The 13143-nt window shown below is 65.8% G+C and carries 11 protein-coding genes; 7 read left to right on the top strand and 4 right to left on the bottom strand.

Annotated features, from left to right (window positions below; translation table 11 throughout):
* Nucleotides 1–54 precede the first annotated feature (54 nt).
* The 3 genes from AC1DOP_RS20450 to AC1DOP_RS20440 all read left to right on the top strand — a co-directional run bounded on the left by AC1DOP_RS20450 (nt 55) and on the right by AC1DOP_RS20440 (nt 5291).
* The gene (locus AC1DOP_RS20450; protein ID WP_442123474.1) at nt 55–831 is read left to right on the top strand and encodes a type 1 glutamine amidotransferase domain-containing protein; all 777 of its coding nucleotides are present in this window, start codon (nt 55–57) and stop codon (nt 829–831) included.
* 118 nt (nt 832–949) lie between these two features.
* Nucleotides 950–4216 carry an EAL domain-containing protein gene (locus tag AC1DOP_RS20445; protein WP_442123473.1) on the top strand — a complete coding sequence of 1089 codons (3267 nt, stop codon included), beginning with the start codon at nt 950–952 and terminating at the stop codon, nt 4214–4216.
* Between the two features lie 4 nt (nt 4217–4220).
* A complete protein-coding gene (locus AC1DOP_RS20440) occupies nt 4221–5291 on the top strand; it encodes an AI-2E family transporter (RefSeq protein WP_442123472.1) in 1071 nt (356 codons plus the stop codon).
* Nucleotides 5292–5658: 367 nt separating this feature from the next.
* Here AC1DOP_RS20440 and AC1DOP_RS20435 read toward each other — a convergent pair whose 3' ends face one another.
* The 3 genes from AC1DOP_RS20435 to AC1DOP_RS20425 all read right to left on the bottom strand — a co-directional run bounded on the left by AC1DOP_RS20435 (nt 5659) and on the right by AC1DOP_RS20425 (nt 7175).
* The gene (locus AC1DOP_RS20435) at nt 5659–6249 is read right to left on the bottom strand and encodes a PEP-CTERM sorting domain-containing protein (RefSeq protein WP_442123471.1); all 591 of its coding nucleotides are present in this window, start codon (nt 6247–6249) and stop codon (nt 5659–5661) included.
* Nucleotides 6250–6526: 277 nt separating this feature from the next.
* Entirely contained in the window at nt 6527–6787 is a 261-nt protein-coding gene (locus tag AC1DOP_RS20430; protein ID WP_442123470.1) for a hypothetical protein, read from the bottom strand.
* Nucleotides 6780–7175 (bottom strand): hypothetical protein, encoded by a 396-nt coding sequence (locus tag AC1DOP_RS20425; RefSeq protein WP_442123469.1) that lies wholly within the window; start codon nt 7173–7175, stop codon nt 6780–6782. Before AC1DOP_RS20425 ends, AC1DOP_RS20430 begins: the two co-directional genes overlap by 8 nt.
* A gap of 250 nt (nt 7176–7425) precedes the next feature.
* On the opposite strand from AC1DOP_RS20425, the gene AC1DOP_RS20420 reads away from it, so the two are divergent.
* The 4 genes from AC1DOP_RS20420 (at nt 7426) to AC1DOP_RS20405 (ending at nt 12610) form a co-directional block, all read left to right on the top strand.
* Nucleotides 7426–9753: a TonB-dependent receptor plug domain-containing protein gene (locus AC1DOP_RS20420; RefSeq protein ID WP_442123539.1), complete on the top strand. Its 2328-nt coding sequence runs from the start codon at nt 7426–7428 to the stop codon at nt 9751–9753.
* Nucleotides 9754–9920: 167 nt separating this feature from the next.
* Complete coding sequence (locus tag AC1DOP_RS20415; RefSeq protein ID WP_442123468.1) at nt 9921–10187, top strand: hypothetical protein; 267 nt, start codon at nt 9921–9923, stop codon at nt 10185–10187.
* A 126-nt stretch (nt 10188–10313) separates the two neighbouring features.
* Nucleotides 10314–11738, top strand: coding sequence for an FAD-binding oxidoreductase (locus AC1DOP_RS20410; protein ID WP_477253019.1), 1425 nt, complete (start codon nt 10314–10316; stop codon nt 11736–11738).
* Entirely contained in the window at nt 11735–12610 is an 876-nt protein-coding gene (locus AC1DOP_RS20405; RefSeq protein WP_477253017.1) for a class I SAM-dependent methyltransferase, read from the top strand. The genes AC1DOP_RS20410 and AC1DOP_RS20405 overlap by 4 nt, the downstream gene beginning before the upstream one ends.
* Here the strand turns inward: AC1DOP_RS20405 and AC1DOP_RS20400 are convergent, their stop codons facing one another.
* Complete coding sequence (locus AC1DOP_RS20400; RefSeq protein ID WP_442123465.1) at nt 12611–13084, bottom strand: GNAT family N-acetyltransferase; 474 nt, start codon at nt 13082–13084, stop codon at nt 12611–12613. It abuts the gene before it with no gap.
* Nucleotides 13085–13143 lie beyond the last annotated feature (59 nt).

The following is a 13143-nucleotide window of genomic DNA, read 5'->3' as shown; positions in this document are numbered from 1 at the left end:
AGCCATGTCTGCCAACTCTGCTAACAAGGGACGATGGACAAGGAGGAGCTCACGATGAACGGATCCGGAAAACTCGCCGGCAAGCGGATTGCCGTGCTGGCGGCGGACGGTGTCGAACAGGCGGAACTCGATGCCGCGCTGATGGCGCTGAAGAACGCGGGCGCGCAATCCGCACTGGTGGCCCTGCGCGCCGGCCGGATCCGCGGCATGAACGGGCACCAGCCCGCCGAGCTGGTGCGGGTCGACCGGACCATCGACGCGGTCCGCGCGGACGACTACGACGGCCTGCTGATTCCCGGTGGCTACATCGCGCCCGACCTGCTGCGCCAATCTCTCTCCGCGCGCGAGTTCGTGCGCGCCTTCGATGCCGCCGGCAAGCCGATCGCGGCGATGTCGCACGCGGCCCTGCTGCTGGTCTCCTGCGGGCTGGCGGCCGGGCGCACCCTGACCTCCTGGCCGGGCGTGCGCGACGACCTGGTGAATGCCGGCGCCATCTGGCGCAACCAGCAGGCCGTGCGCGACGGCCGCCTCCTGACGAGCCGGACGCCGCAGGACGCGATCGCCTTCGCCCATGAGCTGGCGCCCTTCCTGGCCGGCGAGGCCGCGCCCGTTCCTATCGCCACGCCCACCGATTCCGATCCGCCCCAGCAGGCGCCGTCCGAACTGCCCGACCAGTCGCTGCGCTGGCTGGCCGCGCCCTCGCTCGGCGCCATGCTGAGCCTGGCGATCGTCGGCGTCGGCGTGGTCGCCGCCAACCGCAGCCTGCGCAAGCGCGAAGCCCGCGAAGCGGCGTCCGTGCCGCCCTCGCCCCCGGCCGGCCCGGACGGCTGAGACCCGGCCGCGGATTGCCGTCACGCGCTTCTGGAGCAGGCACCGTCCTTCATGATATCTTCGCAAAAGCTGGCTAGCCCATCCATCGGAGCTGGCCCGCCTCTCCAGGAGCGTGTTCATGCGGGTCGTGCGCGTCATCGTGCTTGCCGTGCTGTGTCTTCCAGGCCTCGTTTGCGCGGCGCCGGTTCGTGTCGTGCTGGACGAAAACTATCCCCCCTTCGTCCACCGCAATCCCGACGGCTCGCTGGAAGGTTACACGGTCGACCTGTGGCGCCTGTGGGAGCGCAAGACCGGCAGGAAGGCCGAGCTGGTCGCCGTCAACTGGGCCCAGGCCCAGCCGATGCTGGAAGCCGGCCGCGCCGACGTGATCGACACCATCTTCCGCACCGACGCCCGCACCGCCACCCTCGACTTCTCGAAGGCCTACGCGACGGTCGCCACCGCCATCTACGCCGACGCCTCGATCGGCGGCATCCACGACATCGCCAGCCTCAAGGGTTTCGAGGTGGGAGTACAGGCCAACGACGCCTGCGCCGAGGAGCTGCTGCGCGAGGGCGTCACCGGCGTGCGGATCTACCCGACCTACCGGGCCCTGGTCGACGCCGCCGCCCGCCAGTCGATCAAGCTGCTGTGCATGGACGAATACTCGGCCGACTACCGGCTCTACCAGCTCGGCCTGCAGCGCCAGTACGTGAGGGCCTTCGAGGTCAGGCGCAACGGCCTGCGGCGCGCCGTCAGGAAGGGCGACGGCGCCACCCTCGCCATGGTCGAAGACGGCATGGCGAAGATCACGCCGGCCGAACTCGGCGCCCTGCACGACAAGTGGATGGGCAAGCCCCTGCCCTTCATGCGCATCGCCGAACGGCTGCTGGCGGCCCTGCTGGCGCTGGGCGTGCTGGTGCTGATGCTGGGCTTCTGGCTGCGCTCGGTGCGCAAGGCGGTGCGCGTCCGCACCGCCGAACTCGAACGCGAGAAGGCACTGCTGCGCACCCTGGTCGAGAGCAGTCCCGACGTGATCTGGCTGAAGGACCAGGCCGGCACCTACCTGGCCTGCAATGCGCGTTTCGAAGAATTGGTGGGCAAGCCGCGCGAGGAGGTCATCGGCAGGCGCGACGAGGACCTGTTCCCGCCGGCCTCGGCCGAATACATGCGCAGCACCGACCTCGCCTCCCTCGATTACGGCAAGCCGCTCGCCCACGACACCCACGTGACCTCGGCGAAGGATGCGAAAGAACATACCTACGAAACCATCAAGACCCCCATCGTCGAGGCGGACGGCAAGGTCCTGGGCGTACTGGGCTTCGCGCGCGACGTGACCATGCGCATCGAACACGAACGCACCATCCGCCGGCAGGAACGCCTGCTCACGGAGATGAGTTCCCTGGCCCGGATCGGCGCCTGGGAGCTCGAACCGGCGACCGGCCACCTGGAATGGACCGACGAGGTGATCCGCATCTACGAGCTGCCCGCCGGCCGCCCGGTGACGCTCGAAGCCTGCCTGGCCTGCTGCGTCGTGGACGACCGGATCCAGGCCGAGCGCGCGCTCGCCGAGGCCGAGACCGAGGGCAAGCCTTTCGACCTGGAGCTGCGGATCGTCACCCCCGCCGGCACCCGCAAATGGATACGCGTGCTGTGCAGTCCGATCACGGCGGACGGCCGCACGATCCTGAGCGGCACCGTGCAGGACGTGACCCACCAGCGCGACCTCGAAGAATCGATGCGCATGGCGAACCTGATCTACCAGACCAGTTCGGAAGCGGTGCTGGTCACCGACGAAGCCAACCGCATCGTCGACGCCAACCCGGCCTTCACGCAGCAGACCGGCTACACGCTGGACGAGGTGGCCGGCCGCGAACCCCAGCTGTTCGAGTCGAGCATGCACGACCAGGACTTCTATGCCTGCCTGCGCGGGACCCTGGCCGCCCGCGACCACTGGCAGGGCGAGATCCAGGACCGCAACAAGGACGGCAGCGTCACGCCGAAGTTCGTCAACATCCGCGTGATCCGCCATCCGGACGGCCGCATCTACCGCCATGTGATCCAGTTCCGGGACATCGGCGAGCAGAAGCAGAAGGATGAAGTCATCTGGCGCCAGACCAACTTCGATCCGTTGACCGGCCTGCCGAACCGGCGCCTCTTCCTCGACCGCCTGGGGCAAGAGATGCGCAAGGCCCAGGGCGCCGGGCAGCGGCTGGGCGTGCTGCTGCTCGACATCGACCGCTTCAAGGACATCAACGACGCCTACGGCTATGCCAGGGGCGACGAGGCCCTGATCCAGCTGACCCGGCGCATGGTGCGCCGCGTCCCGGCCGACGCCGGCATCGCGCGCCTGGGCGGCGGCATGTTCGCCATCGCGCTCGGCCAGGGCGACCAGCAGCTGCACCTCGAGACCGTCGCCGGCGCCCTGATCGACGCGGTGGCGGCGCCGCTCGGCCTCGGCAGCGACGAACTGGCCTACCTGTCGGCCAGCATCGGCATCAGCGTCTATCCCGACGACGCCTGCGACCCCTCCACCCTGCTGGCGAATGCCGAGCACGCGATGTACCTGGCCAAGCGCGCCGGGCGCGGCCACTTCCAGTATTTCACCGCCTCCCTGCAGCAGCAGGCCTCCTTCAAGCTCAGGCTGACCAACGAGCTGCGCATGGCGCTGGCGCGGCGCCAGCTGCACGTGCACTACCAGCCCATCGTCGAGACCACCACCGGGCGCGTGCGCAAGGCCGAGGCCCTGCTGCGCTGGGAGCATCCGGAGTTCGGCGCGGTCAGCCCGGCCACCTTCATCCCGCTGGCCGAGGAGACCGGCCTGATCGGCGAGATCGGCGACTGGGTGCTGGGCGAAGCCATCGCCGACATCGAGCGCTGGCGCCGGAAATACGATTGCACGATCGAGCTGAGCGTGAACATCTCGCCGCTGCAGTTCGAGCGCCAGGGTCCGCTGCCATGGCTGGAGCGCATCCTGCGGTCCGAGCTGCCGTCCTGTATTACCGTGGAGATCACCGAAGGGGTGCTGGTGAGCGACACCGGCCAGGTCTCGCGCTGCCTGGGCGCCCTGCACGAGGCCGGCGCCAGGGTCTCGATCGACGATTTCGGCACCGGCTTTTCCTCGCTCGCCTACCTGAAGCATTTCGACGTCGACTACCTGAAGATCGACAAATCCTTCATCGACCAGCTGGCCGACGACGACGGCGACAAGGCGCTGACGGAGGCCATCGTCGGCCTCGCCCACCGCCTCGGCATCGAAGTGATCGCCGAGGGCGTCGAGACCGGCGTCCAGCGCGACCTGCTGGCCGCCTTCGGCTGCGACTACATCCAGGGCTGGTTCCATGCGAAAGCCCTGCCGCGCGAGGCCTTCGAAGACTACCTGGAACGGCATATGGCGTTATCATAAGAGTATGAACCCACCTGCCAGCCAATACACCCTCCAGCAAAAAGTCTTCCTTTCCCTCCTGGCCGTCGTCACCATCGGCTTCGTCTGGATCCTGACGCCCTATTCGGGCGCGGTGTTCTGGGGCGTGGTACTGGCGATCCTGTTCATTCCCCTGTACCGCCGCCTGTTGCGCGCCACCGGCCAGAAAGCCAACCTGGCCGCCCTGCTCACGCTGGGTTCGATCGTGGTGATGGTGATCATCCCGGTGGCCCTGATCAGCGCCTCGCTGGTCCAGCAGGCGGTCGGGCTGTACAACATGATCAGTACCGGCCACATCGACTTCGGCACCTACTTCCGCCAGATCATCGGCGTGCTGCCCGACTGGTTGACCGGCCTGCTGGAACGCTTCGACCTCACCAACCTGGCCACCATCCAGGAAAAGCTGTCGAGCGTCGCCGCCCAGGCCAGCCAGATCGCGGCCAAGTACACGCTCAACTTCGCCAGCAATACCCTCGACTTCCTGGTCAGCCTGACCATCATGCTCTACCTGCTGTTCTTCCTGCTGCGCGACGGCCATTCACTGGCGGGCCGCATCAGGACCGCGGTGCCGCTGAGCCGCAAGTACAAGCAGCGCCTGTTCACCCATTTCACCACCGTGATCCGCGCCACCGTCAAGGGCAATGTGCTGGTCGCGATGGCGCAGGGCGCGCTGGGCGGCCTGATCTTCTGGATCCTGCACGTGCAGGCGCCATTGCTGTGGGCCGTGGTGATGGCCTTCCTGTCGCTGCTGCCGGCGGTCGGCGCCGCCATCGTGTGGGCGCCGGTGGCCGTGTACTTCCTGGTGACCGGCGCGATCTGGCAGGGCGTGGTGCTGATCCTCTTCTGCGTGTTCGTGATCGGCCTGGTCGACAATTTCCTGCGCCCCATCCTGGTCGGCAAGGACACCAAGATGCCGGATTACGTGGTGCTGCTGTCCACGGTGGGCGGCATGGCCCTGTTCGGCCTGAACGGTTTCGTGATCGGACCGGTGATCGCGGCGCTGTTCATCGCCGCCTGGGATTTGTTCTCGACAGCGGAAGAATTCCATCAGGAATAAGAGCGTCTGTACGAGATTGGGCCATCAAAAACGAGATCCTGTGAAAAGGATACTTGCAATCTTCTTGTTTGCTCTGGCGAGCACTGGTTCGGTTCCGATCCCATATCCTTGCTCGCCGAATTCAGAAATTTGAAGGCAAGACAGGAACCGGTTACAGGCAAATAAATCCCGGTTCGATTCGTTTGTCTACCTGTTCCCCACATCGAGTTTTTTGTATGATTTTGGCAGAGGATTCGCAAATGGGGTAATGCAGGGTCATTGAGACCCGGTTTGAACTTCTGCGTGTGTTTTATATGAAAAACCCCAAAAAGTGACACTCGACTTTTCGGGGTCCGTTCACCCTGCCGGGCAACCTGCAATTCGCTGACTATTTTTTACGGCGGCTGCTTGCGATGCCCAGTGCGCCAATGCCAAGCAAGGCCAGGCTAAAGGGCTCTGGAACCTCACTGGTATCGGCAGCAGCGACGGTAAGATTATCAATGCTGAAATGACTTCCGGTATTCGTCAGATGTACGCGATAAATGCCATCGAAACCCGCGAAGCCGGTGTCGGTATGAAGCGTAGTGCCAGACATGGCATAGCTGGCGACGAGATTGTTCGCAGCATCATAGGCCGTCCAGGTGCCAATTGCGCTGGAGCTGGCAAACGATACATCGACGGATACGAGGTTGAAAGCCTGGCCACCGAACGTAAAGTCATAGTCGGAATCGCCGAACCCGGCCGGATCCAGATGGAGTTGCCCGGCGCTGGGGTAGCCCCAGAAAACGCCACCGTTAGTCGATACTGCCGTTATGCCGTCTTCATTGTAACTCGCCAGCGTTACCTGATTACCCGGAATGCCGACGAAGGTCATAACTGCCGCAGACGCTGCACCGCTTACGCAGGCAAGCATCGAAGCGGCGAGTATCGCCTTTGCGATCTTTGCTTTCAAAAATTCCCCGTTTGCCCTGGTTTTCATTTGATCTCCTAAGTGAATGAATGTTGCGAAAAGTGCTCAGCAATATCCATGCCAAATAAAAAAAACCAGTTAAATCAAAAAGATATATCAATTCGGCGCAAATGAAAACCATAAGTGTAAAATAATTCGACGACTTCCAGTTATGAAAATCGGATATTCATAGCCAAATCAGCCCGAGCCGGGCCAGAAGCTGCCTCTCGATTCGCACTTCGTTTGGTCTTCAGTAAAAATCCTGCGGCGTCGATAATTCGGTGCAGGTGCGCTCGTTTAACCCAACTCAATCCGGATCCGCCTCCTGCAAACGGTGCGCATCCTTCGCCTCCAGCGTCATCCCGTAGATCCGTTTCAAATCCTGGATGCGGGACAGGCTCTCCTCGCCAAACGCGCTCTTCCCCTCGAAGGCATGCAGGACGATGCCCTCCACCAGGTCGCCGAGGCTCATGTCGTGGTATTCGGCCAGCCCCTTCAACACCTTCAGCATCCGCTTCTCGATGCGCAGGCCGGTCTGGACCCGCTCCACCGTCACTTTCTCAGCCATGCCTGCCTCCAGCGTTGACGAGGTCCGGCATGGCGAAGGTCTTGCGCGCGGCGCCGGAGGCCAGCAGCGCCGCCGAATAATAGCTGTCCAACAGCCCGCGCCGGCACAGCTCCGGGTGGGCGGCGATGAAGCCCTCCCAGTCGCCCGCACCGGACGACCGTTCCGCCACCAAGGCCATGAAGGCCACCGTCACGGTCTCGTGGTAGAGGTCCGGCTTGCCCAGCTTGCCGGCCAGCGCCTGCAGGCCGTCGCGCATCGCGATACAGGCTTCGAGGAAGGGACGTGAACGCAGCAGCAGGAAGGCGGCGCGCAGGTGGGCGCGGTGGTCGAATCCCGCCGGCGCGAGACGCCCGGCGACGAACGCGGCGATGAATTCCTGATCGGTCATGGCTGCCTCCAAAAATGGTCAATCATGTTACCAATGTACCAAAATAGCGTCAATATGAGACTGCCCTACAATATGAGTTCAACTTATAAGCATCACTGTTGTAGTTATGAGACGTTTAACTTATTGCCTCAGGTTGCCAGCTGGTAAATTCATGGAAATGCAATATTTTCCAAGGAGCCAGCACTTGAAACCCAACGCGATTCGTCAATCCCTTCTGCTCGCCTTTTACGGCAGCGCCGCCCTCGCCGCCATGCCGTCCGCCGCACTGGCCCAGAGCACGGCGCCGGCCGCTGCCGACGCCACCAATATCCAGAGCGTGAACATCGTCGGCTCGCGCCGCGTCGGCAACACCTCGGCCACCGATACCACGGTCCCGGTCGACTACATCCCGCTGACCAAGTCCGCCGAGCAAGGCGGCCAGTTCGACCTGGCCCAGACCCTGGCGAACATCTCGCCCTCGTTCAACTCGACCCGCCAGACCGGTGCTGACGGCGCCGACCTGGTCGACTCGGCGGCCCTGCGCGGCCTCGGCTCGGACCAGACCCTGGTGCTGGTGAACGGCAAGCGCCGCCACACCACCGCCCTGGTCAACCTGTTCGGCGCGCGCAACCGCGGCAATACCGGCACCGACATGAACGCGCTGCCGCTGCTGGCGATCAAGGACGTGCAGGTGCTGCGCGACGGCGCCGCCGCGCAGTACGGATCCGACGCCATCGCCGGCGTGATCAACGTCGAACTCAAGAAGAACCTGGGTTGCGAATCGATCGCCGGCTTCGGCGAGTACTCGAAGCACGACGGCAAGAACTGGCTGGCCTCGGCCTACTGCGGCATCGCGGTCGCCGATGGCGTACTCGGCATCACCGGCGAATACTATGACCGCGGCCGCTCCAACCGCGCCGAACCGGACAACCCGCGCACCATCGGCGACACCAAGGTCAAGAACCAGACCGTCTACGTGAACGGCGAATTCCCGATGGGACCGGGCAAGCTCTACCTGACGGCCGGCGCCCAGACCCGCGACGCCTCCTCGGCCGCCTGGGCGCGCGGCGGCATCGGTTCCGACGACATCCCCTCGCGTAACTCGGCCGCCATGTACCCGAACGGCTTCGTCCCCTACATCAACGGCGACATCGACGACCGCTACGGCATCCTCGGCTACCGCACCCGCATCGGAGAATGGGCCGGCGACTTCTCGCAGACCTATGGCTACAACCGCATGCGCTACAACATCGCGCACACGCTGAACGCCTCGATCGCGAATCTCGACCTCAGCAAGGGCGGCAAGGGCATCAGCCCCTCGCAGTTCGACGCCGGCGGCTTCTCCTTCCGCCAGCTGACCACCAACGCCGACTTCAGCCGCTTCTATCCTGAAGTCCTGGGTGGCCTGAACGCTGCCTTCGGCTTCGAATACCGCGCCGAGAACTACCAGATCTTCGCCGGCGAGCCGGGCTCTTACGTCGACGCCGACGGCGTGGGCGTGGGCGGCAATGCCGGCAGCCAGGGCTTCCCGGGCTTCCAGCCCGGCGACGCCACCAACCGCGACCGCCACAGCAGCGCCGCCTACCTCGACTTCGAGGCCGACCTGAACGCCCGCACCAAGCTGCAGGCCGCCGTCCGCCACGAGCGCTATTCGGACTTCGGCTCGACCACCACCGGCAAGCTGGCCGGCTCCTTCAAGGCCACCGACGATGTCCTGCTGCGCGCCTCGGCCAGCACCGGCTTCCGCGCGCCGTCGCTGCAGCAGGTCTACTTCTCGTCGACCTTCACCGACTTCATCAGCGGCGTGCCGATGGACGTGGTGCTGGCGCCGAACGGCGGCAAGGTCGCCAACGCGGCCGGCATCCCGCAGCTGAAGGAAGAGAAATCGAAGAGCTACACCCTGGGCCTGACCTGGACCCCGAGCAAATCGGTCTCGGTGACGGCCGACCTGTACCACATCGACATCGACGGCCGCATCGTGCTGTCGGGCCGCTTCGACGCCGACAACTACCCGGCGCTGGGCACGACCCTCCAGGCGCTGGGCGTGGGCCAGGCGCAGTTCTTCGTGAACTCGATCGACACCCGCACCCAGGGCCTGGACCTGACCGCCTCGCACCGCATGGACATCGGCGGCGGCAAGCTGGCCACCTACCTGGCGATGAACTTCAGCCGCACCGAAGTCACCGGCGTGCACGCACCGAGCGCGCTGGCCGGCTTCGAAGACGTGCTGCTGTCCGAGCGCGAGCGCCTGTTCATCGAACAGGGCGGCCCGCGCCGCAAGGCCACCCTGGACTTCGACTACACCAAGGGCAAGCTGGAAACCGACTTCCGCATCGTCCACTATGGTCCGCAGACCCTGGGCACTTTCTCGGGCCCGCCGGTGCCGAACCAGCACTACGAAGCCAAGACCTCGGCCGACCTGTCCTTCACCTGGTCGTTCACGGACAAGACCAAGCTGACCGTCGGCGGCACGAATATCTTCAACGTGCATCCGACCGTGCAGAATCCGGACGAGACCGACAACGGCTTCAAGTACGAGAGCGTGCAGTTCGGCCTGAACGGCGCGGCTTACTTTGCGCGCGTGGCGCACAAGTTCTAAATCCACCCGTCGAGCCGGGCATTGCCCGACCCGGCTTCCCGTGCAGGCGGGGACCAAGCTTGCAAGCCGCGCCATTCCGGCGCGGCTGCCTTTCGCTGCGCGCCAACGAGGCGAGCGCCTTTCACGAGTAGAATCCGTTTTCAATTCACGAACTACAAAGGGAAGCGATGAAAAAGACAGACCTGGCAAAGAGCGATGCAAAGAAATTGATGAACCAGATGGCTGCCAAGGGCGCTACTTTCGGCGCAGCCGCATCCGGACCTGCGCCCGACCGCCGCGAACAGCGCGAGCGTGAGCGCGCCCTGGGACTGGTACCATTTGCCGTCAAGCTGAACAGCGGCCTGGTACAGCAGTTGCAGACGCTGAGCAAGGAACGCGGGGTCGAGTTGAACCAACTGGTGGCGGAGCTGCTGCAAAAAGGCCTGTCCGCCTGACACTCCCGGCACCCCGGCGCATCGCGCGATACCCAAGGTGGCGGCACGCAGCCCCCAAGGGAAAGCGCTGACGCCGGTGCGCAAGCCTGCCAATAATGGCTGCATTTCCAACTCCGGAAGCGCGCCATGCCCCCACGTTACAGCCCCTCGCTCGTCAACGATATCCATTCCGCCCTGAACCTGACACGGGTCGCGGGCATCCACCAGCCGGACAGCATTGCCGGCATCCGCGCCATCGTTGCGGATGCGGCGCGGCGCGGCTTGCCGGTGGCGGTCTGTGGCGGGCGGCATGCGATGGGCGGCCAGCAGTTCGCCGCCGATGGCGTCCTGCTCGACATGCGGCACATGCGCCGCGTGCTGGCCTTCGACGCCGACGCCGGCCTGATCGAGGCTGAAGCCGGCATCGAGTGGCCGGAACTGATCGATTATCTCGACAGCGCATCGAAGCCCGACGGCCCACGCTGGGGCATTCGCCAGAAGCAGACTGGGGCCGACCGGCTGTCGCTGGGCGGCTGCCTGTCCGCGAACATACACGGACGCGGCCTGCGCTTGCGCCCCTTCATCGGCGACGTCGAGGCTTTCACACTGGTCGATGCGAACGGCAGCGTGCAGCACTGCAGCCGCACCGCCAACCCCGAACTGTTCTCGTTGGCGATCGGCGGCTACGGCCTGTTCGGCATCATCGCCAGCGTGACGCTGCGCCTCGCGCCGCGCCGGAAGATGCGGCGCGACGTCAGGCTGCTCCAGCTGGACGAACTGATGCCGGCCTTTGCGGAACGCATCGCCGCCGGCTATGTCTTCGGCGACTTCCAGTTCGCCATCGATCCGGACAGCCGCGACTTCATGCAGCGCGGCGTGTTTTCCTGTTACCTGCCGGTCGACGACGACACGCCGTCCGGCGCCGCGACGAAGGAGCTGTCCGAACGGGACTGGCGCGCGCTGCTGCGGCTGGCGCACACCGACAAGAGCGCGGCCTTCGAGCACTACGCACGCCATTACCTGGCGACGGACGGCCGTCACGACTGGAGCGACCGGCTGCAGCAGAGTACCTATCTGGACGGCTACCATGCCGGGATCGACCATGCGCTCGGCCATTGCGGCTCGGAGGTGATCGGCGAGATCTACGTGCCGCGCGAACGCCTGGCGGACTTCATGCGCGCCGCGGCGGCCGATTTCAGGCACCATGGCGTCGATCTGATTTACGGGACCGTCCGCCTGATCGAGCGCGATACGGAAAGCTTCCTGCCATGGGCGCGCCGGGACTACGCCTGCGTCATCTTCAACCTGCACACGCCGCACACCGCGGACGGCATCGAGGCGACGCACCAGGCCTTCCGCCGCCTGATCGACATGGCGATCGCGCGCGACGGCAGCTTCTACCTGACTTACGCGAGAGCCGCGAGCGCGGCCCAGGTCAGCGCCTGCCATCCGCGCTTCGCGCAGTTCCTGGAAGCGAAACGCCGCTTCGACCCGCAATTGCGCTTCCAGAGCAACTGGTATCGTCATTATGCGGCGCTGTTCGGCAGGGTGCCGGCGGAGCTGGCGGCATGAAGCCGGGCCGCCCCAGCAGGACCGCGCTGGTCGTCGCCGGCGGACTGCAGCTGGCCGGCGCACGCCCGGGGCTGCCCGCCGCCGCGCCGCTCGCTGCGCTGCGCCACGGCGAACGGGTGCTGCGCAGCGCCTGTCCGCGCCTGGCCGGCCTGCTGCGCCAGGCATGGTTCCGCGGCCTGTGCGGCCTGCTGGAAGCCGCCACCCTGCCCGGCATTTGCCTGCATTTCGCGCTGCGCAAGCGGCTGCTGCGCCGGCACGCGCAGGAACTGCTGGCCGCCAGCTGCACGCAAGTGATCGTGCTCGGCGCGGGCTTCGACACCCTGTGCACGGAATTGAAAGCGATCCGGCCGGACCTGTGCTGCATCGAGATCGATCAAGCCGCCACGCAATCGGCAAAGCGGGCCGCGGCCGGCAGCGGCATCGGCTACATCGCGGCCGACCTGGCGCGGGAAGAGCTGGGTGCGCTGCTGGCAAGCCATCCGGGCTTTCGCGCGGATGCCCCTACCCTGTTCGTCGCGGAAGGACTGCTGATGTACATGCCGATGGAAGCGGTGCGCGGGCTGTTCAAGCAGATGGCGGCTGCCGCGCCGCGCAGCCGGGTGGCTTTCACCTGGCTCGATCCCTTGCCGGACGGGCGTCCTGGATTCCGCCGCCGCAGCCGCCTGGTCGACGCCTGGCTGCGATGGCGGGGCGAGCCCTTCCTGTCGAGCCAGGCGCGCGGCGGCCTGGCGGACTTCCTGGCCGATGCCGGCTTCGTGCTGGAAAAGCTGAACGACAGCGGCGACCTGCTGGACGGCGCGGAGATGGCCGCGCGCCCCATCGAAGGCGAGTACATCGCACTGGCCTCGGCGGCCCCGCCGGCAGGCGGGTAGTTAGGCCGCCACGCTCTCCACCCGCCGCATCCCCAGCGCCTCGTACAGCGCGATCGCGGCGTGGTTGCCGGCGTCGACCTTCAGGGCCACCGCATGCGCGCCGCGCTTGCGGAAGGCCTGGCAGGCGTGGCCCATCAGGGCCGAGCCGAGGCCCAGGCGGCGGTGGACCGGCAGCACGACGAGATCCTTCACGAAGCCGGAGGTCCAGGCGATGCAGGCGGCGGCCAGGGTGCCGACCGGCGTCTCGACCAGCAGCACCAGGCGGGCGTCGAATTCCGGGTCGGTCGACAGCACGCGCCACCATTCCTCGCGCGGCGCGATGGCGCCGCCATTGGTGGCGTAAGCCTCCTGCAACAGCGCGTGCAGGGCCGGCACGTCGGCGGCGGACCGGAAGCTGCGCATCGTATACGGGTAGACGGAGACGGGCTCCTCGAGGGATGGGCCGAGTTCGCGGCGGTATTGGTGGATTTGCATGGCGCTCACACAGGTGGGATCGGGAGCGCTGATTCTACGGCCGCGAAAGGCGGCGCGAA

The organism is Massilia sp. 01N410, assembly GCF_056399665.1.
This window is presented reverse-complemented; position numbering and strand designations above follow the sequence as displayed.